This window comes from uncultured Psychroserpens sp., assembly GCF_947501425.1.
Taxonomy (GTDB): Bacteria; Bacteroidota; Bacteroidia; order Flavobacteriales; family Flavobacteriaceae; genus Psychroserpens.
In genome coordinates, this window is the sequence record NZ_CANMVN010000007.1 from 81,558 (window position 1) to 103,348 (window position 21,791).

At 34.3% G+C, this 21,791-nt stretch carries 27 protein-coding genes; 16 read left to right on the forward strand and 11 right to left on the reverse strand.

Translation table 11 applies throughout. The features are described 5' to 3' along the window. The first annotated feature begins 219 nt into the window (after window positions 1-219). The 14 genes from Q0951_RS11710 (at window position 220) to Q0951_RS11775 (ending at window position 11,068) form a co-directional block, all read left to right on the forward strand. On the forward strand, window positions 220-1,620 hold the full coding sequence (locus Q0951_RS11710) for an anthranilate synthase component I family protein (RefSeq protein WP_299337078.1): 1,401 nt from the start codon (window positions 220-222) through the stop codon (window positions 1,618-1,620). Further along, on the forward strand, window positions 1,617-2,180 hold the full coding sequence (locus Q0951_RS11715) for an aminodeoxychorismate/anthranilate synthase component II (RefSeq protein ID WP_299337079.1): 564 nt from the start codon (window positions 1,617-1,619) through the stop codon (window positions 2,178-2,180). The genes Q0951_RS11710 and Q0951_RS11715 overlap by 4 nt, the downstream gene beginning before the upstream one ends. Before the next feature lies 1 nt (window position 2,181). Further along, window positions 2,182-3,174, forward strand: a complete 993-nt coding sequence (trpD, locus tag Q0951_RS11720; protein WP_299337081.1) for an anthranilate phosphoribosyltransferase — start codon at window positions 2,182-2,184, stop codon at window positions 3,172-3,174. After that, window positions 3,174-3,959, forward strand: a complete 786-nt coding sequence (trpC, locus tag Q0951_RS11725) for an indole-3-glycerol phosphate synthase TrpC (protein ID WP_299337083.1) — start codon at window positions 3,174-3,176, stop codon at window positions 3,957-3,959. Before trpD ends, trpC begins: the two co-directional genes overlap by 1 nt. Beyond that, complete coding sequence (locus tag Q0951_RS11730) at window positions 3,956-4,597, forward strand: phosphoribosylanthranilate isomerase (RefSeq protein ID WP_299337085.1); 642 nt, start codon at window positions 3,956-3,958, stop codon at window positions 4,595-4,597. Before trpC ends, Q0951_RS11730 begins: the two co-directional genes overlap by 4 nt. After that, entirely contained in the window at window positions 4,581-5,762 is a 1,182-nt protein-coding gene (trpB, locus tag Q0951_RS11735) for a tryptophan synthase subunit beta (protein WP_299337087.1), read from the forward strand. The genes Q0951_RS11730 and trpB overlap by 17 nt, the downstream gene beginning before the upstream one ends. A gap of 30 nt (window positions 5,763-5,792) precedes the next feature. Further along, on the forward strand, window positions 5,793-6,857 hold the full coding sequence (locus tag Q0951_RS11740) for a carbohydrate-binding family 9-like protein (RefSeq protein WP_299337088.1): 1,065 nt from the start codon (window positions 5,793-5,795) through the stop codon (window positions 6,855-6,857). Then, a complete protein-coding gene (locus Q0951_RS11745; RefSeq protein WP_299337090.1) occupies window positions 6,854-7,942 on the forward strand; it encodes a family 10 glycosylhydrolase in 1,089 nt (362 codons plus the stop codon). The genes Q0951_RS11740 and Q0951_RS11745 overlap by 4 nt, the downstream gene beginning before the upstream one ends. Further along, a complete protein-coding gene (trpA, locus tag Q0951_RS11750; protein ID WP_299337092.1) occupies window positions 7,935-8,699 on the forward strand; it encodes a tryptophan synthase subunit alpha in 765 nt (254 codons plus the stop codon). The genes Q0951_RS11745 and trpA overlap by 8 nt, the downstream gene beginning before the upstream one ends. A gap of 106 nt (window positions 8,700-8,805) precedes the next feature. Next, entirely contained in the window at window positions 8,806-9,030 is a 225-nt protein-coding gene (locus Q0951_RS11755; protein WP_299337094.1) for a hypothetical protein, read from the forward strand. Next, window positions 9,020-9,469, forward strand: coding sequence for a tRNA (cytidine(34)-2'-O)-methyltransferase (locus Q0951_RS11760; protein WP_299337095.1), 450 nt, complete (start codon window positions 9,020-9,022; stop codon window positions 9,467-9,469). The genes Q0951_RS11755 and Q0951_RS11760 overlap by 11 nt, the downstream gene beginning before the upstream one ends. Before the next feature lie 33 nt (window positions 9,470-9,502). Continuing rightward, window positions 9,503-9,628 (forward strand): hypothetical protein, encoded by a 126-nt coding sequence (locus Q0951_RS11765; protein WP_299337097.1) that lies wholly within the window; start codon window positions 9,503-9,505, stop codon window positions 9,626-9,628. Window positions 9,629-9,645: 17 nt separating this feature from the next. Then, entirely contained in the window at window positions 9,646-10,560 is a 915-nt protein-coding gene (locus tag Q0951_RS11770; protein ID WP_299337099.1) for a YitT family protein, read from the forward strand. 91 nt (window positions 10,561-10,651) lie between these two features. Continuing rightward, window positions 10,652-11,068 (forward strand): hypothetical protein, encoded by a 417-nt coding sequence (locus Q0951_RS11775; RefSeq protein WP_299337101.1) that lies wholly within the window; start codon window positions 10,652-10,654, stop codon window positions 11,066-11,068. Window positions 11,069-11,071: 3 nt separating this feature from the next. On the opposite strand, the gene Q0951_RS11780 is transcribed toward Q0951_RS11775, so the two are convergent. From Q0951_RS11780 to Q0951_RS11800, 5 genes are all read right to left on the reverse strand, one after another. Beyond that, window positions 11,072-11,293, reverse strand: coding sequence for a VF530 family protein (locus tag Q0951_RS11780; RefSeq protein WP_299337103.1), 222 nt, complete (start codon window positions 11,291-11,293; stop codon window positions 11,072-11,074). A 10-nt stretch (window positions 11,294-11,303) separates the two neighbouring features. Beyond that, window positions 11,304-12,572 (reverse strand): DEAD/DEAH box helicase, encoded by a 1,269-nt coding sequence (locus Q0951_RS11785; protein WP_299337105.1) that lies wholly within the window; start codon window positions 12,570-12,572, stop codon window positions 11,304-11,306. Window positions 12,573-12,690: 118 nt separating this feature from the next. Further along, on the reverse strand, window positions 12,691-13,488 hold the full coding sequence (locus Q0951_RS11790; RefSeq protein ID WP_299337107.1) for a tryptophan-rich sensory protein: 798 nt from the start codon (window positions 13,486-13,488) through the stop codon (window positions 12,691-12,693). Between the two features lie 45 nt (window positions 13,489-13,533). Continuing rightward, window positions 13,534-14,187 carry a uracil-DNA glycosylase family protein gene (locus tag Q0951_RS11795; protein ID WP_299337109.1) on the reverse strand — a complete coding sequence of 218 codons (654 nt, stop codon included), beginning with the start codon at window positions 14,185-14,187 and terminating at the stop codon, window positions 13,534-13,536. Then, window positions 14,188-14,910, reverse strand: a complete 723-nt coding sequence (locus Q0951_RS11800) for a hypothetical protein (protein ID WP_299337111.1) — start codon at window positions 14,908-14,910, stop codon at window positions 14,188-14,190. Window positions 14,911-15,000: 90 nt separating this feature from the next. On the opposite strand from Q0951_RS11800, the gene Q0951_RS11805 reads away from it, so the two are divergent. Further along, entirely contained in the window at window positions 15,001-15,126 is a 126-nt protein-coding gene (locus Q0951_RS11805) for a 30S ribosomal protein THX (RefSeq protein WP_299337113.1), read from the forward strand. Here Q0951_RS11805 and yaaA read toward each other — a convergent pair whose 3' ends face one another. The 6 genes from yaaA to Q0951_RS11835 form a co-directional block, all read right to left on the reverse strand. Beyond that, entirely contained in the window at window positions 15,127-15,885 is a 759-nt protein-coding gene (yaaA, locus tag Q0951_RS11810) for a peroxide stress protein YaaA (protein WP_299337115.1), read from the reverse strand. Between the two features lie 92 nt (window positions 15,886-15,977). Beyond that, on the reverse strand, window positions 15,978-17,354 hold the full coding sequence (locus Q0951_RS11815; protein ID WP_299337117.1) for a DUF5672 family protein: 1,377 nt from the start codon (window positions 17,352-17,354) through the stop codon (window positions 15,978-15,980). Window positions 17,355-17,360: 6 nt separating this feature from the next. Beyond that, the gene (locus Q0951_RS11820) at window positions 17,361-18,533 is read right to left on the reverse strand and encodes a glycosyltransferase family 9 protein (protein ID WP_299337119.1); all 1,173 of its coding nucleotides are present in this window, start codon (window positions 18,531-18,533) and stop codon (window positions 17,361-17,363) included. Window positions 18,534-18,691: 158 nt separating this feature from the next. Further along, on the reverse strand, window positions 18,692-18,961 hold the full coding sequence (locus tag Q0951_RS11825; RefSeq protein ID WP_299337121.1) for a hypothetical protein: 270 nt from the start codon (window positions 18,959-18,961) through the stop codon (window positions 18,692-18,694). A gap of 61 nt (window positions 18,962-19,022) precedes the next feature. Continuing rightward, window positions 19,023-20,063 carry an RluA family pseudouridine synthase gene (locus tag Q0951_RS11830; RefSeq protein WP_299337123.1) on the reverse strand — a complete coding sequence of 347 codons (1,041 nt, stop codon included), beginning with the start codon at window positions 20,061-20,063 and terminating at the stop codon, window positions 19,023-19,025. A 4-nt stretch (window positions 20,064-20,067) separates the two neighbouring features. Beyond that, window positions 20,068-20,628 carry a PASTA domain-containing protein gene (locus tag Q0951_RS11835; protein ID WP_299337125.1) on the reverse strand — a complete coding sequence of 187 codons (561 nt, stop codon included), beginning with the start codon at window positions 20,626-20,628 and terminating at the stop codon, window positions 20,068-20,070. A 145-nt stretch (window positions 20,629-20,773) separates the two neighbouring features. On the opposite strand from Q0951_RS11835, the gene Q0951_RS11840 reads away from it, so the two are divergent. Continuing rightward, window positions 20,774-21,748, forward strand: coding sequence for a D-alanine--D-alanine ligase (locus Q0951_RS11840; protein ID WP_299337127.1), 975 nt, complete (start codon window positions 20,774-20,776; stop codon window positions 21,746-21,748). Window positions 21,749-21,791 lie beyond the last annotated feature (43 nt).

Sequence of the window (21,791 nt, forward strand, 5' to 3'; positions counted from 1 at the left end):
TTATTCGGGAATCTTCTTCATTTTTAAAGAATTAAATTTGAAAACTGAAATTTGATTTCTATATTTGAACTTTAAATCGAAAATGATAATAAATTTAAATCATACATGGTGGTGGAATTCTCGAAACTCAAACTTCGTGAGCTAATCCTATCTGTATATTTAAAAACAAAATATCTAAAAGGCTTGTCAATCACGACAAGCCTTTTTTAATAACAATAAATGAAAACATTCAGCTTATACACCCATTACAAAAAGATACTAGCAGACACCATTACACCTGTGAGTATTTATTTGAAAATTAGAGATAAATTTCCAAATAGCATTCTATTAGAGAGTAGTGATTATCATGCTAATGATAACAGTTTTTCATATATCTGTTTCAATCCAATAGCTTCTATAAAGGTGAAAAATCACATCATAGAACAACATTATCCAGATGGTAGCTCTAAGGCTAATAAAGCCAAGAACATTTCAGTCACTGAAGAGATCCATAGATTTACTAAGCGGTTTAAAGTTAACTCAGATGGGGAGTTCAAATTTATCAATAATGGAATTTTTGGTTATACAGCTTATGATGCAGTAAAGTATTTTGAAGACATAGAGATCAATAAAAAGCCAAATTCTCTGGATATTCCTGATATTTATTATGCGGTATATCAAAATATTATAGCCATAAACCACTTTAAAAATGAAGCTTATATTTTTGCGCATTGTTTTGAAGCTGAAAATAATATTGATGAAGTATTACAATTAATTCGCTCTAAAAACTTTGCCTCATATAATTTTCAAACCAATTCTGATATTTCATCAAATCTAACTGATGATGAATATAAAGACCATGTAGAATTAGCAAAAACGCATTGCGCTCGTGGTGATGTCTTTCAATTGGTACTCTCAAAAAAATTCACTCAAGAATTTAAAGGAGACGAATTTAATGTGTATCGCGCTTTAAGAAGCATCAATCCTTCTCCTTATCTATTTTATTTTGACTACGGAAACTTTAAAATTTTTGGCAGCTCTCCAGAAGCACAACTAGTGGTCAATAAAGGCCAGGCAGAAATTCATCCCATTGCAGGAACGTTCCGAAGAACCGGAAACGATGAAGAAGATCAAAAACTAGCAAAAAAATTAGCTGAAGACGCTAAAGAAAATGCCGAGCATGTCATGCTAGTGGATCTTGCGAGAAATGATCTTAGTCGCCACGGAAGTCAAGTCACAGTAGACACTTACAGAGAGGCGCAGTTTTTCTCACATGTAATTCATTTGGTAAGTAAAGTTACCGGCAAAATACACGACAACACTGCAACAATGCAAGTTGTAGCAGATACATTTCCTGCAGGAACTCTTAGTGGAGCTCCAAAGCATAGAGCTATGCAACTTATAGAGCAATACGAAAAAACCAGTAGAGCATTTTATGGAGGAGCTATAGGTTTTATGGACTTTGAAGGTAATTATAATCATGCTATCATGATTAGAACCTTTATGAGTAAAAATCATAAACTCCATTGGCAAGCTGGAGCAGGATTAGTTTCCAAATCTAATCCAGAACACGAATTACAAGAAGTATATAATAAATTAGGCGCTTTAACAAAAGCGATAGAATTAGCAGAACAGATATGAAAGTACTAGTCATAGACAATTACGATAGTTTTACTTATAACTTAGTGCACTATTTAGAAGACTTAAATTGTGAGGTTATTGTCAAACGAAATGATAAACTCACGCTTGAAGAGGTCGATGCATTTCAAAAAATTGTACTCTCGCCAGGACCAGGAATTCCAGATGAAGCTGGTTTATTAAAAGAGATCATTAAAACCTATGCACCTACAAAAAGCATATTGGGTGTGTGCCTCGGACAACAAGCTATAGGTGAAGTTTTTGGAGGCTCCCTTGTTAATCTGGACGAAGTATATCATGGTGTAGCTACCAAAGTAGATATCTCTGTCGATGATGAAGCTTTGTTTAAAAACATGGACAAATCCATTGAAGTTGGTCGTTACCACTCTTGGGTAGTCCATACAGATCTGCCAGAGCAATTGGAAGCCACATCTTTTGATAGCAACGGACAAATCATGTCTTTAAGACACAAAGTATACGATGTAAAAGGCGTACAATACCATCCCGAAAGTGTATTAACACCTAACGGAAAACAAATTTTAGAAAATTGGATCAATAGTTAATATGAAACAGATTTTAAATAGATTAATCAACCACGAAAGCATCTCAAGCGACGAAGCAAAGAATGTCTTGGTTAATATTTCCGAAGGACACTATAACCAAAGTCAGATTGCTTCTTTTCTAACCATTTACATGATGCGAAGCATCACCTTAGAAGAGCTGCAAGGTTTTCGTGATGCTTTACTGGAACTATGTATCCCTGTTGATCTATCAGATTTTAATGCTATTGATCTCTGTGGAACTGGAGGTGACGGAAAAGACACGTTTAACATATCTACTCTATCATCTTTTATAACTGCGGGAGCAGGTGTAAAAGTAGCTAAACATGGTAATTACGGTGTGTCTTCAGCATCAGGATCATCAAATGTTATGGAAGCCTTAGGTGTAAAATTCACTAATAATATTGATAAACTAAAACAATCCATAGATAAAGCTGGAATTTGTGTCATGCATGCACCACTATTTCATCCTGCAATGAAAAATGTAGCACCTATAAGAAGAGAATTAGGCGTAAAAACGTTTTTTAATATGCTAGGTCCTATGGTAAATCCTGCATTTCCAAAAAATCAAATGGTAGGTGTATTCAATTTAGAACTTCAACGTATTTATGGTTATTTATATCAAAACACCGATAAGAATTACAGCATTATTCACGCATTAGATGGCTATGATGAGATTTCACTAACAGGAAATACAAAGATCATCTCTAATCATTCAGAAACAATGTTAAGTCCGTCAGATCTCGGCTTAAACCAAATAGAACAATCAGAAATATTTGGAGGTGCTACCGTAAAAGAAGCTGCTAAGATTTTTAAGAGGATTATTAATGGTAAAGGAACACAAGCACAAAATAACGTGGTTTGTGCCAATGCAGGATTAGCGATAGCAACAGTGCATCAGATATCGCACAAGGAAGGCTTTGCTTTAGCTCAAGAAAGTTTAGAAAACGGAAAAGCAAAGGCTAGTTTAGACCAACTCATTGAATTAAGTAACTAATGGATATCCTCAAAAAAATAGTTAACGATAAACGTGTCGAAGTCAAATTTCGAAAAGACCTTATTCCAATACGCCAATTAGAAACATCGGTCCTCTTTTCACGTGATACAATTTCACTTGCAAAAAAACTAAGTAGCAGCTCTACCGGAATTATTGCAGAACATAAACGACGCTCACCTTCTAAACAAGTAATCAATCATAATTTAAACGTGTTTGACGTTGCGAAAGGCTATGAAGAAGCTGGTGTTTGTGGTATGTCTGTATTAACCGATGGAAAATATTTTGGTGGTAGTCTAGACGATTTGCTAACAGCTCGTTCCAGCTGTAATTTGCCACTACTTCGTAAAGAGTTTATCATTGATGAATATCAAATATTAGAAGCTAAAGCCTATGGTGCTGATGTGATATTACTCATAGCAGCCGTATTATCTAAAGCAGAAATTAAGCAATTTTCAGAATTAGCAAAGCAGTTACATTTAGATGTATTACTTGAAGTTCACAATGAAGAGGAACTTCACAAATCTATAATGCCGAGCCTAGATATGTTGGGTGTCAATAACAGAAACCTTAAAACATTTGAAGTCAGTTTAGATACCAGTAAACAACTAAGCACATTAATTCCTGATGATTTCGTTAAAGTCTCTGAAAGCGGCATCAGTAGTACTGAAGCAATCAAAGCTTTACAACTCTATGGTTACAAAGGATTTTTAATTGGTGAGAATTTCATGAAAACAGATAATGCAGGTGAGAGTGCAGCTCAATTTATAAAAGACTTACAACTATGAAATTGAAAGTCTGCGGAATGAAATATATAGATAATATCAATGCGGTTGCTCAGTTGCAACCTGATTATCTAGGCTTTATTTTCTATGAAAAATCAAGTCGCTTTTTTGATTCGGAAATTCCTGAAATCTCCTCAGAGATAAAAAAAGTTGGTGTGTTTGTTAATGCAGGTTTAGAATATATTGTTAAAACAATTAATACTCATAATTTACATGGTATTCAACTACATGGTCAAGAATCACCAGATTTTATCAATAATCTCAAACAAATGATTTTAGGTTCTGAGATTAATAATTTAGAAATTGTCAAAGTATTTAGTATGAAAGACCATTTTGATTTTTCGGTATTAAAAGCTTATGAAGATATTTGCGATTATTTCTTATTCGACACCAAAGGGAAATTACCTGGAGGAAATGGATATACCTTTAATTGGGATGTCCTTAACAGTTACCCATCTACAAAACCATACTTTTTAGGTGGCGGCATTGGACCAAATGAAATAAAAAAATTAAAGCACTTTAAAAGAACAGACGCTGCAAAATACTGCCATGCGATTGATGTGAACAGTAAGTTTGAAATAGAAGCTGGTTTAAAAAACACAAATGAATTAGAAAAATTTAAATATGAACTACAACATTAATAACAAAGGATACTACGGTGAATTTGGAGGTGCATATATCCCTGAGATGCTCTACCCGAATGTTGAAGAATTGCGTCAGAATTATCTTAAAGTAATGGCTGAGCCATCATTTAAAAAGGAATTTGACCAATTACTAAAAGACTATGTTGGACGCCCTTCTCCACTGTATTTCGCAAAACGCTTAAGCGAAAAATACAAGACTAAGATTTATCTGAAACGTGAAGATTTAAATCACACTGGAGCTCATAAAGTTAACAACACCATCGGACAAATTTTAATGGCGCAGCGTTTAGGAAAAACCAGAATCATTGCCGAAACTGGAGCAGGACAACATGGTGTGGCCACTGCAACAGTTTGTGCACTCATGGGTATGGAATGCATTGTATATATGGGTGAAATCGATATTGCACGTCAAGCACCAAATGTAGCCAGAATGAAAATGTTAGGTGCTGAAGTAAGACCTGCGCTCTCTGGTAGCCGAACACTTAAAGATGCTACAAACGAAGCTATTCGCGATTGGATAAATAATCCTGTTGATACGCATTATATCATCGGCAGTGTGGTTGGACCACATCCCTATCCAGATATGGTAGCGCGCTTTCAGGCTGTAGTTTCCGAAGAAATTCAATGGCAATTAAAAGAAAAAGAAGGTACAGACAAGCCTAATTATATAGTAGCTTGTGTTGGTGGTGGAAGCAATGCTGCAGGTGCCTTTTATCATTATCTAGAAGACACCAACGTAAAACTTATTGCTGTTGAAGCTGCTGGAAAAGGTGTGAATTCTGGTGAGAGTGCTGCAACATCAGTATTGGGTCGTGAAGGGATTATTCACGGAAGTAAAACACTGTTGATGCAAACTAATGACGGTCAAATAACTGAGCCTTATTCTATTTCGGCTGGATTAGATTACCCAGGTGTTGGACCAATGCATGCGCACTTGTATAAATCTGGACGTGCAGAGTTTATTTCTATCACAGATGATGAAGCTATGACTGCTGGATTAGAACTAAGTCAGCTAGAAGGTATCATTCCAGCTATTGAAACCTCACATTCTCTAGCTATTTTCGATCAAAAAAAATTTAAAGAAAACGATATTGTAGTGATTAATTTGTCTGGTCGAGGTGATAAAGATTTACAAAATTATATCGACTATTTTAAGCTATAAATGAAATACTTCGTCTACATAGTTTTATGCTTGAGTATTGTATCGTGCCATACAAAACAGGAGTCGGAACCTATACAGGTTTCTGTAAGTAATGTTATTGTAAAGCCAAAGCATTACATCGTATCTAAATCTACAGACGCAATAATCATAGATGGAAACGCTAACGAAAAAGCTTGGGAGTTTGCTGAATTTAGCGATAAGTTTATTGATATTGAAGGCATTAAAACACCCAAATTTGATACACAAGTTAAAATGCTTTGGGATGATACAAATCTCTATGTCTATGCTGAATTAAATGAACCTCATATATGGGGAACCTTGACACAAAGAGATGCTGTTATATTTTACAATAACGATTTTGAGGTTTTTTTAGATCCAGCTGGTCAAGGTATTGGTTATGGAGAAATTGAAATAAACGCTTTAAATACAGTATGGGATCTATATTTAAATAAACCTTACAGAATTGGTGGAAAAGCAAATTTTGAATGGAATCTTAATCAATTAAAAACTGCTGTCAATATTCATGGCACATTAAACAATCCTGTTGATAAAGATTCTATTTGGACTGTTGAAATGGCAATTCCATTAAAGCCATTGATAGCCTTAAAAAACAGACCTAAAACCATTCCAAAGGAAGGGGAACAATGGCGAATTAACTTTTCCAGAGTTCAATGGGATCACGACATTATCGCTGGAAAATACCATCGCAAAAAAGTCAATGATAACTACTTAAAAGAATACAACTGGGTTTGGAGTAATCAGAAGGTCATAAATATGCATGAACCTGAAAAATGGGGCTTCTTACAGTTTACAGAAGATACGAGTTCTGAAAATATTACCTTTATTGAAGATGTAGATTTAGATATTAAGCAAACCGCATATGCTTTATTCAGAAAAACCAGATATAATGACCTCAAGTACCTATTGGATGAAGAACAAAACAGCTCAAAATCAATAGTGGTGACCTATGCTAAAAACAAAACTCTGAAGGCTACGTTTTATAAAACATTTTTTGGCTTTGAATTCCGTATTGAAAGTCCGAATTCTAATAGAACTTATATTATTAATCAAGAAGGCACACTGAAGGCACTATGAAAAAAACAACACTTATGCTTGTGGTACTGATTTTGGTGTCATGTAAAAACAAGCCAAGCAATACAGAGTCCACTGACAATATCAATGAGAGTTTCACCTTTGCAACATGGACAAGCCCAGGAGGTGAATTTAACGAAGACCTATGGGAAGCTAAACTAGCTTCTTATGACTCACTAGGCATTTCAGAAATTCTGGTTGGAGGGAATGCTGAATTTTATCAACAGCTAATTCCACTTGCTACAAAGAAGAACATGAAAATTCATGCCTGGATGTGGACCTTAAACAGACCAAATGACACAATAGCAAACAAACATCCAGAATGGTATGCTGTAAATAGAATGGGTAAAAACTCATTGGAATACAGGGCATATGTTGATTACTATCAATGGTTGAGCCCGTTTCATCCAGAAGCTAGAGAATACATAAAGAATAATGTTAGAGAACTTGCCAAAGTAAGAGGACTTGCCTCAATCCATCTGGATTACGTAAGATATGTTGATGTTATTTTAGGAGCCGATTTACAACCCAAATATGGACTAGTTCAAGATCGTGAAATGCCTGAATTCGACTATGACTATCATCCAATTGCTCGACAAGGATTCAAGGATATATTTGGCAAAGACCCCTTAGATATGGAACATCCAGAGCTGAGTACAGAATGGCGTCAATATCGATTAAATGCTATTACAAGTTTAGTCAATGAGCTTGTAGACATAGCTCATAACAGCGATCAAAATATGACTGCTGCAGTATTTCCTTTTCCTGAAATGTCACGTCAAATGGTAAGGCAAGCTTGGAACGATTGGAATTTAGATGCTGCATTTCCGATGGTCTACAATAATTTTTACAGAGAGAATGTCAGTTGGATTGGTTTTGCAATTGAGCAAGGTATTAACGATGTAGAGTTCCCAATTCACGCAGGATTATATAGTCCTGCCCTTACAGATCCAAAAGATTTAGAAAAAGCGATCAGACTTGTTAAAGAGAAAGGTGCTAAAGGATTTTCAATTTTTACTGCTGACAATCTAAATGATGAGCAAAAAGCCGTATTTATAAAGTTAAAAGAAGAATTCAAAGATGAATAGAATACAATCAAAATTACAAGAAGACAAAAAACTTCTTTCCATATATTTTTCAGCTGGATATCCCAATCTGAATGATACAGTTAGTATCATTCAAAATCTTGAAAAAAGTGGCGTTGACATGATAGAAATTGGATTACCCTTTAGCGATCCTCTGGCTGATGGTCCAACCATACAAGCCAGTTCAACCCAAGCTCTTGAAAATGGAATGACCACACAGATTCTTTTCGACCAATTAAAAGATATCCGGAACAGTGTATCAATTCCATTGATTATTATGGGATATTTCAATCCGATGTTACAATATGGTGTAGAGGATTTTTGCAAACAATGTCAAGAGATTGGTATTGATGGGTTGATTATTCCCGACTTACCAGTAGATGTATTCAACGAACAATACAAAACCATATTTGACAAATACGGTTTAATCAATGTATTTTTAATTACGCCTCAAACTTCTGTAGAACGTATTCAATTTATTGATTCACTATCCAACGGGTTTATCTATATGGTTAGTAGCGCCAGTGTAACAGGAAGTAGCTCCGGATTTGGAGATGAACAGACCTCATACTTTAAGCGTATAGCAAATATGAAACTCAAAAACCCACAAATTGTAGGTTTTGGTATATCTGACCACAAAACTTTTAAACAAGCCACCCAATACGCTAAAGGCGCAATTATTGGCAGTGCTTTTATTAAATATCTTTCAAAACACAATTTAGATGCGATTGAAGATTTCATCCTCAATATTAAAAACTGAAATAAGATATAAACCTTATCAGAGTATGATTCAATTTGGATTTATGATATTGAAAGACTATAAATTTATATCTTATGCCTAATCATTACTTTTAGACAGGCTTTTTATGAAACTACTCAACGATTATAGAATTATACTTTTGCTTTGCCTAACCTTAGGTCTGGCTCCTTTCTTTCCTGAACCACATATTTGGGGAAAATTAAAATGGATAGCAGGTGGCGCTATTGGTATGCAATTAAGAGATTGGTTTGATGTACTATTTCACGGTTTCCCTTGGCTACTTTTAATTCGCTTAATCATTGTAAAAACTATTCTAAAAAATGCCACTTAATATTGTACTATTTGAACCTGAAATCCCTAATAACACTGGAAATATAGGTAGATTAGCTCTCGCCTCTGGCTCCAAACTACATTTAGTAAAACCGTTTGGTTTTGAATTAAATGATAGTCGGTTAAAACGTGCAGGATTAGATTATTGGAAACATTTGGATGTTGTTATTTATGACTCTATTGAAGACTTTTTCCAAATAAACACGGATAAAGATTTTGCTTTTTTCTCTAGTCATGGTCATAAATCACATTGGAAAATTCCATTTCAAGATGATATGTTTCTTATCTTCGGAAAAGAATCGGTTGGATTACCTAAATCGATACTCGAGATTTACAAAGCCAATCTGTATAAAATACCGTTATACAGCGAACACATTAGAAGCTTAAATCTCGCTAATGCAGTAAGTATTGTTATTTATGAAGGTTTGAGACAACTTTAATAAACTATAACGCTTTTCAATATGATAGAAAACATGATGATTATTCTCTTGTTGCTAACCAGTAGTTTAAAGATCAATGCACAAAGTAAGCTATTAGAAAGCTTATCAATGAAAAGTGAATTACCAAATACTGAGATTAGTAATACCATACACAACTAATTAAACCTAGATTTAAAATGCAATCCAAACGAACCAAATACTTCAAACTTCTCTCAGAGTACTTTCAAGTTGCTTTAGGGATTGTATTGGCCAGCATTGGTTTAAAAGCATTTTTACTACCTAATGGCTTTATGGATGGAGGTGTTACTGGTATTGCACTTTTAGTAAATAGCTTTGTAAATATTAATATTTCATACTTGCTTATTGCCTTTAGTATTCCTTTTTTAATTCTGGGATACTTTACAGTCTCTAAACGTATTATTATAAAATCGGTCATCAGTATTTTAGGATTAGCTCTATTTATTCACTTTGAAAATTTTGAAACCATAACTAATGATAAATTCCTCATCTCTATTTTTGGTGGATTATTCCTAGGAGCAGGAATTGGAATTGCTATACGAAATGGTTCTGTTTTAGATGGCTCAGAGATCTTAGGTGTATTTGTAAATGATAGGTTTGGCATTAGTATTGGCAAGGTCATTTTGGTGTTCAATGTGATTTTATTTGCCATTACTGCTATTCTCATTTCTACGGAAATAGCCATGTATTCTATTCTCACTTACATTGTTACAGCAAAAGTAACCGATTTGGTTATAGAAGGTTTTGAGGACTTTATTGGTGTGACTATTGTATCTAAAGACTATGAAGAAATTAAAGTTGCTATCATCAAAGAACTAGGTGCTGGAATGACCATATACAAGGGAAGAAGAGGTTTTGGCAGCACTGGCGAATTTCAGGATTTCGACATCATCCACACCATCATCAATCGTATTGATATAAAAAAGATCTACAGAATCATATCACGTATAGATGATGATGCGTTTATTGTTGAGTTTGATGTTAATAGTGTAAAGGGAGGTGTCTTAAGACGTTATCTCAATAAGAAAAAAGACAAAAAACTTCCTTCTTTTATTGCTGAAGAAAAACTGTAGACAAAACAGAGCAAAACGACGATAAAGACACACTCAAATTAGAGTTTAAAAAATTATAACTAATTTTAGAAGACTATAAATACAGCTTATTATGAAAAAACTAGTGTTGTTATTATGTATCGTTCCTTTATTTGCTTTTCATTCCGTAGAAACAGAACACAGTATCATAGGTAAATGGAAAGGTGAAGACAAAGGCGATATAGGATTTGTTTTGTTTGACAGCGAAGGCTATGCTATGTTTGAAACTGGAGATCAAAAAATTGGTGGTAAAGAATATAACACACAAGGAAAAAAAGCAAAAATGACCTATGTGCTTAATAGAGAGACCAAACCAATGGAACTCGATTTTATAGTCACTATTCTTGAGACTAACCAATCAAATCGAATACTTGGAATTGTAGAGTTTGAAAACGAGAATAAAATGCATATGGCTATAGGATTTGGCGGTTCAGAAAGACCTACCGAGTTTGATAAAAATAACTCTATTTACTTTTTTAGAGAACGCTAATTACTATTGCTTATTTTTAAGCATTGTCAAATACATCTGCTCCACTTTGGTTCGTGCCCAAGGTGTTCGTCGTAAAAACTTCAAACTAGATTTTATAGAAGGATCATGTGTAAAACACCGAATGTTGATCTGGTAACCCATGTATTCCCAACCATAATGAGCTTGCAATTCGGTAACGATTTGCTCTAGTTTCACACCATGTAACGGATTATTTGGCTGAGACATATATGCTTTCTTAACTTCTTCTATCGTTACGACGTCTGGAATTATTACGCTTATTTCTGTGTCCTCCAGAACTTTTAGATCCAGAATTTCTGGCGTTTCGTGGTCGTCTGTTTTGACCTTGCTTTATTGGTTCTGTAGAGGCATTGGGATCAGGCTCAAAGCCTTCAACAATATCCACGCCTATTTGTTCTCCAATTAGCTTTTCAATGTTTTTTAAATACGACGTCTCATCTGCACTAACCAGAGATACTGCCTGACCATCAGCTCCTGCTCGTCCTGTTCTACCAATTCTATGCACGTAATCTTCAGAAATATTAGGCAGTTCAAAATTAACCACATGTGGCAATAACGGAATATCCAATCCGCGAGCTGCAATATCTGTAGCTACAAGCACACGAACACTTCCATTCTTAAAACCTGCAAGTGCTTTAGTTCTTGCTCCCTGACTTTTATTACCATGTATTGCCGCTGCACTTATTCCTGCAGAAATCATCTTTTTTGTTAAACGATTAGCTCCATGTTTTGTTCTTGTAAATACCAACACCTGTTTCCAGTTGCCTTCGGAAATGAGCTTAATGATTAAACCTGTCTTTTTGTTTTTAGCCACACGATACACTTTTTGTGAGATGGCTTCTACTGTTGTATTCTCAGGCGTAGCTTCTACTTTAACAGGCTGATTGAGCATACCATTAGCTAGCTTTCTGATATCTTTTGAAAACGTAGCTGAAAACATCAAATTCTGACGTTTTTCTGGCATTAGTTTCATGATGCGTTCCATATCCCTTAGAAATCCCATGTCCAGCATACGATCTGCTTCGTCTAAAACAAATACTTCAACACGTTTAATAGATAACAGGTTTTGATTTTCTAAGTCGAGTAATCGACCTGGAGTAGCAATTAATACATCAACACCACGTCTTAGTTTAGCAACCTGTGGTTTTTGATTCACACCTCCAAAAATGACAGCACTTCTAATATCCAAAAACTCACTATATGCTATAACACTCTCATATACCTGAGCAGCAAGCTCACGTGTTGGTGTTAAGATCAATGCGCGAATAGGTCTGAATTTTGCCTTAGGATTTTCAGATAAATAATGTAAAAGGGGTAATGTAAATCCAGCAGTTTTTCCAGTTCCTGTCTGTGCCGATGCCAATACATCGCGTCCTTCTAAAACGGGTGGAATTGCTTTCTCCTGAATAGGACTTGGTGTAGTGTATCCTTTTTTACTAATTGCTTTTAGTAAGGCATCAGATAAGCCTAAAGATTGAAATGACATAAAATTAGTTTGGTAAATGACCTTCTAAATTTTAGTGTCATTCTTATATTGCTGACAAAGGTAGGGCTAATTTATTCGATAGCTTAGTTTTATTATAAAAACTATAAACCCTGAAAAATTATTTAGAGCTAAACTGCCTGAACTTTAAAAACGGATTTGTGTTACGATTTATAAATCCGTGAACACCACTACTCAATACTAACACACCTGCAGCAATACATGCGATATAAGCAATACTGTTTTCTGTATCTTGATTTGCAATACCTATGGCAACTAACGCCCAGGCACCGACTAGAGCAAATTCTCGCATGTTACGTTTCCATGTAATAATCAAATTTAGTAGTGTGGCAATAACAATCATTGAAATGGTCCAAAACACAGGAGACAATCCAAAACCACTCCAATCTATTTTCACCAAATAGGCAGACACATTTGCTATACTTGCCACAGTCACCCAGCCACTGTAAATTACAAATGGCCACCATAAAAATGCAATGACAGAAATTGGTGCATCCCACAATTCCATACGGTTATTCCATACAATTTTGTGCAACGAAAATAATAGTAGAAAAATAAAAAAGCAGGATAAGCCTATATATTCATAGAGCCAACTTACAATCCAAAGACTATTAGCAATGCATGATATAATAAACCACCAACCTATTTTCAGTATAAAATCGTCATCTCTAACCTTTACAAACAGACTACGCCCTTGATAGATGATAAAACCGATGAGTAACACATAAATAATTCCCCAAATTGAGAACGCATAACTTGCTGGTGTGAATAGGCTTCTTAATCTTCCAGACACCTCTCCTATGGTCGTATTATTCATTTGCCCAGTATTAGACAAATAATTCATAATAATAGTTGCTACCAATGCGATACCGTTTAATACTTGTAGTGCTTTTTTCATATGCTTTTTCCTGAATCTCTTTCAAAAGTTACAAATTTATCTTAATTATAAAAACTCCCGATACTGTAGAACTCTAAAGTCGAAGGTATTAAATTCAGGGTGTTGTGCTTTGAGTTGTTTGTACAAGGGCAAACGACTAATAGAAATATTTGCGGCTCCCGAACCCGATGTTAACGATACTGTTTTTATAAGGCGTCCTTCTAATTCAAACTGATGAACTCTTGGCACTTCATTAGATAAAAGTTCCAGTGTTTTGTTGTAATCTCTTAGATGTCTTCGGAAGAAATATTCTGGTCCGTTTTTACTATTTCCTCCTGTAAATAAAATGGTTTCTATTGTTGGAAATTGTTTCAAATAACCTACTACGTTTCTAAGCTTAATATTTATCATTCCCAAATCTGAAGCATCAATTTTTTGACGTTCTGCACTTTCAACAATATCACAAACGCCAATTTTGTGCTTCATTAAAAACTGTTTACGTTCATTAATAGCTGCTTGAGAATTATCATAACGCAATCCTAATTGATGAATTTCGTCAATGAATAACCAAAGTGAATTGTAGTAACTTCCGTAGCAAAAATCAACATCTTTCTCCAGCAAGTCTCCAGTGCTAAAACGCGGAGGTGGCAATGTGCCAACGATAAGCTTGATGGTGTCCTGATGTATAAAAGGTTGATAAGGATGCTTATGAAAAAACACTTATATCGTTTTTAAAAGTTGCTCTACTTCTTTAATGGTTGTTCTGTATTTTCGTTTGTTTACAGTTGTCATATGCTGCGATTCAATATAGATCTCATTCAATAGGTCTTTAGCTTCCGAAACCTTGCCTTTAGCAATTAAAAACTGTGCTAAATGTAAACGTTCCTCATAATTTGAATACCGCTGATCTATCTGTCGAATCTGAATTTCAGCCTGCTCTGCTTCTCCAATATGATCCAGAGATAAACCGTAAAAAAATTGTGCTTTTGATCCTTTGAAATCGGTATTATCTTTTACTTTTTCAGCATAAAAAATAACCTTTTGATAATTATCAATAAAGAAATAGGATTTTATAAGTTGAAATATGACATGCTTATCATTATGAAAATCTTTAGCAATAGCATCTTCATAATGCTTAATCGCATGATTAAAATCTTTAATATCATAATAGGCATCTGCCAGATTCACTCTATTTTGGAATGTTTCTGAAAATTCCAGTGCTTTTTCAAGGTCTCTAACTTTCTTTGTGGGATTTATGATGGTTGTGAGTTCTTCCTGCATTTTATCTACATCGCGCTTATTATAGACTTGTGTAATGAGGTATACAATACACCCAATTACTGGCAAAAAGATAATTAAGAACACCCAGTAGTAGTCATTTTTGTTCTTATACCAATGATAAACGCAATACACCTGAAGCGCAATAATTAAATAATACTGCATATGTTAAATTAAGATTAAAGCCTAAAAATACTAAAGTAAAGTTTCAAAAATTAGTTATCTTAAAATATAATCAACTTAAAACAAAGATCCATGGGAAAAGGCGATAGAAAATCCAAACGAGGTAAAATTCACAGAGGTACCTTTGGAGTAAGACGACCACGTATAAAAAAGCGACCAAGAACTGAAGATAAAATCAATCCTAATAAAAAGAAGTAATTATCTTGTAAATACTAACTCTGTATCTGAAGAGAGTGCTTCAGTGTAGCGATAATTTTCATAGTCAAAACCTTTGACATCTTCGAGGGTCTTAGCATTTGTATCTATGATATATCTGGTCATCAAACCTCTTGCCAGTTTCGAGAATATAGCAATGGTTTTGTAGTTACCATCTTTTAACTCCTGAAACTTAATGTTAATCACTGGTACTTTTAATGCCTTTGTATCAATAGCTTTAAAATACTCGTTACTTGCTAAATTCAAGAACAATTCTTCATCATCTAACTCTTCATTTAAGGCTTGAGTCACCTGCTTTTTCCAGAATTCGTAGAGGTTTTTATTTTTACCTACCGGAAACTTGGTTCCCATTTCCAATCGGTAAGGCTGTATTAGATCTAAGGGTTTAAGTAAACCGTACAAACCTGAAATAATTCTTACAGTATCTTGAAGCTTATCCAATTTCTTGGTATCAATAGTGTAGGCATCCAGACCTCTGTAAACATCACCACTAAAAGCGTACACTGCTTGTCTGGCATTATCTTTTGTAAAAGGCAAACTCCACTCTTGATTACGTTCGTAATTTAACTGACCTAAATTATCAGAAATGTGCATGAGTTTAGACAAACTTTTAGCCGATTTTTTCTTCAGTAATTTATTCAACCGTTGAGCTTCATTCAGAAAACAAGCTTCTGTGGTTTTAGTAGTTGGTAATTTACTATCGTAGTCTAAAGATTTTGCTGGAGATAATACAAGCTTCATATGTTGAGAATTTATGTCAAATTTACAACACTACAGGTGAATTTTCAACTTAAGTATTTTAAATATATCAATAGAACTATAAGTAAAATAAATTATGCCATGCTATGCTCCTGAATGACATCCCATTCGAAATTGAGGTATACATCACTTCTTGCGTCTAAAGGATTATCTGAGGCTTTTATAATATCCATTTTCCGTTCAAATAACGCTTCGTTATAATCCATGTTTCTGGTAAGTGGGTTATGTTGCGTTTCAGTATTCTCTCTATGTTCTCTGTGCACAATATTATGATGACGAAACAAATAAAACTTTACACCCAATGCTTTGTTTAAGAAGTAGAAAAATACGTCTTCATATCCATAACGACCACTAAACTCTTCATCAACTCCTTTTGTTCTCATAAATACATCTCGTGTTAAAAAGAATACATTGAAATGAGGTTCAGTTCTAACCATACCCGAAAATGTATTGAACTTAAAAATCGAATTATTTGGTGGATGGAAATCAACAAGTTTTTCAAATAAAACCTCAGGAAACGTTAAGTCTAAATCGGTTAAGATTATACGTTCAGACTTGGCATATTTTACACCTAAATTTCTTGCTCCAGCCTGATTCCAGGTAATATCGTCACGTACTCTTACTAAAGTATAATTCAAATTGATGTCTTCAGGAATTCGAATTTCCGCCTTTGAATGATCATCTACAAAAACAAAATGTATTTTCTTTAAAAGATCTACATCATAACTACTGTAAATCTGAATCAATTCTGAAATAGGATCTACTTTAGAGTCTTCGATATAAAAATGCACGATATAGGTTAATTTTATAGCATTAGCCACGTAGTTTTTATTAAATCTTTCTATATAACTTGAGTGTAATTGAGGATCTGCAAAACGATTAATATCCCAGTTGGAAATATCTGCATTATGAAAACCAAACTGTTGGTTCCAAATACCATTCTCTACCGAAAATTGCCTAGCTATGTCTAATGTCGCAAATTTGATGCCTTTGGACTCTAAATACGATTTATAAGTAACACAAATTTGAATGTCTTCCGGATGATGTTCTTTAATGTGTTGATCATTTGCCAACAACTTCAACAACTTTTTAGATCTCAAGCTAAATCCACCATTTCCAATTCCCCAATTGCATGGAGCTCCAATATAGTCGTAATTAAGAAAATCACTTGTCCATGCCTGAGGATTAAGAACATAACCATCAAATTGTATGATTAGAACAAACTCCGTTTCAATATATTTATGTAATTCCTCAATCACAAATTGACTATAAGCTTCTATAGAATCAATTTTAGGAATCTTAACAACACTTTCATGTTTTGAATCAAGATGGGATAATAATTTAACCGACTTAAAATTAATTTCCTTTTGTGAAATCTGAGAGGCATAAATAAGTCTATCAATATTTACGCAATCTATTCCTAATAAGGTAACATTATCTAAATTAATCATGGAATATTAACTTTTAACCTTAGAAATAAACTCAGGAATAGCGGCAAAAAGATGTAATTGAAGCATGGCATCAAATACAGATTTGAACTGTGATGGCATGTGCTTAATATCGAAAGGTATTTGCTTAACGTGATCTAACATAAACGTTCTACTGTCTAGGTCACTTATCTCAATGAGGTATTCGTTTTCATGACTTTTAAAAATAAAACTATCGTCTTCAATATGAATTTGATAATCTGGGTTTAACATATACATATTGGAAGTCTCATTTAAAATCCGATTTAGAAGTTTCATTAAATAAAACATCATTTTAGACGGCTTCACATTATTAAGACAAACTCTATCCTCGCAGTTTAGAATGACATTGTAGTTGCATCGTAAAGAACAATTACCTCGTTTTCCCCAGATAAGTTCCACATGTTCAGAGAAAGCTCCCCAAGAACCAGGACCTGTTGGTCCATAAATGGTCAAAATTGGAATATTAAAAGCTCCAGCTAAATGCGTGATTCCTGCATCATTCCCTATATGAAATTGTGCTCCAGAAACTGCTAAGGCCACCTCATCAATATCACCTGTAACTAATTCATAATTCAAATTAGAGGTTTTAAAATGTGGCTCTGGATTAGGATCATTGGGACCAATAATGATCTTAGCTTTAAGATATGGATAACATTCGTTTATAAGTTCAATGAGCTCTGCATAGTAGTCAATTGGCCATGCTTTTAATAAAAACCCAGCACCTGGATGAATTGTGTAATACAACTCAGAGGCTTCAACTTTATCAAAATAAGGATACCTCTCGTTAGTTTTTTTTATATGAGGAAACTCTGCTACGATACCATCTTTATAATGCTCAATAGAATGCTGCTTGACTTTTTTATGTGTATGATAAACTATTTGTGGTCGTTTCTCAAGGTCATTATTGAACCTTGGATAATTACCTAATTCTATAACTGTATCGTAATTAGATTCATCAACAGAATTTTCATCAATAACTGAAATACCTTTTAAATGAGTTTGAAATAAGTTGACCAAACGCGGTTGTGTAGCAAAAGTAATTGTCTTAAACTGCTGTTTCAACATGTATATTGATGGCAAGGTAAAGAAAATATCACCTATACCACCATAACTTTTATAGACAAGTATCGAATCTGCTACAGCACTTTTTTCAGTGTTCATTTTTATTGCTTTTTATCATTCATAGAATGGTGACAGTTTAATACATACGGCCATAACTAAAAGTGTTTTTCAAATTACACTTGACAGCATAACTTAAAAAACACCTTGTATCTCGAATTTTATATTGTATCGCTAACTCAAGTTATTGACTGCTCATACTAATAACCATCGTCATAGTAGCCATCATCGTAGTAACCATCATCGTAATATCCGTCATCATAGTAACCATCATCATAGTAACCATCATCGTAATATCCATCATCATAGTACCCATCGTCGTAATATCCGTCATCATAATAGCCATCATTAAACATTGAATCGTCGTCAGAATCTGTAGAACAAGATGTTACAGAGATTCCAACAATACTAGCAACAGACGTTATTAATAGCGTCTGACCTGCTTTTTTTATAAAGTTCCTTCTTTTCATACCTTTATAAATAATGGTTCAAAACAAAAATAGCATTTTTTAAATAGTAACAATAAAATAATTACATTTTATCTTGATGCTTTGCGTAATCTCGCCATTTTTCGATACACTGCTGCATATCGTCTGGGATAGGTGAATCAAAACTTAACTGTTCTCTTGTTACTGGGTGTTTAAATCCGAGGGTCTTAGCGTGTAATGCTTGTCGTGGTAAAATCTTAAAACAATTATCTACAAACTGCTTGTATTTTGAGAACGTAGTCCCTTTTAAAATACGCTCACCTCCATAGCGCTCATCGTTAAAAAGTGTATGACCAATATGTTTCATGTGTACACGTATCTGATGTGTACGACCTGTTTCGAGCTTACAGGATACCAAAGTGACATAACCCAAACGTTCAATCACCTTATAGTGTGTTACAGCAGGTTTACCCTTGTCCTGATCATCACCTTCAAAAACAGTATTCTGTAATCTATTCTTTGGATGCCTACCAATGTGACCTTCAATAGTACCTTCATCTTCAGAAACATTTCCCCAAACTAATGCTACGTATTCTCTCTCACTAGTTTTATTAAAAAACTGTTTAGACAGGTGAGTCATAGCTTGTTCGGTTTTAGCAATAACAAGTAATCCGCTAGTATCTTTATCAATTCGATGTACCAAACCAGGTCGCTCGCTGGAGTTATTAGGTAAATTTTCAAAATGAAATACCAAAGCATTGATTAAGGTGCCCGAATAATTCCCATGACCAGGATGTACAACCATACCAGCAGGTTTATTGATAACTAAAAGTGCATCATCTTCATAAACGATATTTAATGGAATATCTTCAGGTGTCAACAAGTATTCATAAGGCGGATGCTCAAATAACACACGAATCTTGTCAAAAGGTTTGACTTTATAATTCTGTTTGACCTGCACATCATTGACATAAATACTTCCTTCTTTTGCTGCCGTTTGTATCTTATTACGTGTGGCATTCTCAATACGATTCATTAGGTATTTATCAATACGAAGTGGTGCCTGACCTTTATCTACTGTAAAAGCATGGTGCTCGAATAACTCATCGTCATTCTGATCTCCTGATGTATGTTCTGTGGTCATTTTTTTAGTTCGATCCTCGTTTTCCGTTTCCTAAAACAACATCGATTTTTGAAGTTAATGGGAGTAATACGCCTGCTTTAATCGTTTTACCTTTGTGTTTGATAGCAATGACTTCTTCTTTTCCTATATCATCTACATAAGTCACATCTCCAACAACAAATCCTAAAGTTTCCAATGTTGGTTTTGCCTGTCGAAATGTTCTTCGTACAATATTTGGCACAGCAACTTTACGATAGCCCGATGGGTTTAAGGTGAGGTATATTTTTCGATTTTCTTTGACCTGAGTTCCTGCTTTTGGATACTGTTCTATTACAGAATATTTTGGATATTTCGGATTGTAATTGGCTGAGTCCTGAATTTCCATAACCAAATCATTATCGTCCAATTCAATCTGAACAGTTTCTAATGTTTTTCCTTTGAGGTTAGGCACTTTGATAAACTCACCATGATTAGTTGTACTATTTAACCATTGCATGGTGAAAAAAATGATGAGCACTAACGCAACAGCAGCTAATGCTAGCTGTTTGAAAAATGTTTTGCTTTTAAGAAACTGTACGAGGCTCATGTTATAAATTTATACTGCGACAAATATATAAAAACGAAAGCGTTTTTTTTATGGGTTTATTTGGTATTTTAGCTTAACTGATAATGAGCAACTATATTGCTTAACAATCTAATTAAAACAGGATACTATCTTTTCGGTAAAAATTATGAAAAAAAATATTGCCATCATTATGGGAGGTTTTTCTAGTGAATATGAAATTTCTCTTAAAAGCGGACAAGTAGTTTATGATACTTTAGACAAGTCTAAGTATACCCCCTACCGCATACAGATATTCAAAGACAAATGGGTTTTTGTTAATGAACAGAACGATGAGTTTCCTGTTGATAAAAATGATTTTTCCATCAGAGTAAATGGTACTAAGGTAAGTTTTGACTGTGTGTTTAATGCCATTCATGGATCACCTGGCGAAGATGGTATGATGCAAGGATATTTTGAATTGCTTAATATACCTCATACGAGTTGTAATATGTATCAGGCAGCGCTTACCTTCAACAAAAGAGACTGCTTGAGTGCCTTAAAGCCTTATGGAATTAAAACTGCCGAATCTTATTTTTTAAATCTTGGAGATGATATAAATGAAGATGCTATTGTAGATAAAGTTGGCTTACCTTGTTTTGTAAAAGCCAATAGAGCTGGAAGTAGTTTTGGAATTAGTAAAGTCTATAAGAAAGAAAATCTCAAAACGGCAATTAACGATTCTTTTAAAGAAGATGATGAAATTATAATTGAATCTTTTTTAGATGGCACTGAAGTATCTGTAGGTGTGATTACTTACAACGGACAGGTTAAGGTGTTACCAATTACTGAAATCGTCACAGACAATGATTTCTTTGATTACAAAGCAAAATATCTAGGAGAATCCCAAGAAATAACTCCAGCAAGAATTGATGACAACCAAGCTGAAAAAGTTAGAATTATTGCCAAAAAAGTCTATGAAGTACTCCGTTTAAAAGGATTTAGCCGAAGTGAATACATTTTTAAAGATGGTGAACCTCATCTTCTTGAAGTCAATACTGTCCCTGGCTTAACCACTGCTAGTATTTTACCACAACAAGCTGCACAAGCAGGCATTAGTCTGAGTGAATTGTTTGAAAATGCTATTGAAGAAGCACTCCAATAATATTAAGTATCTTTGAATACGTAACTAACAAACCTGGTTTTAC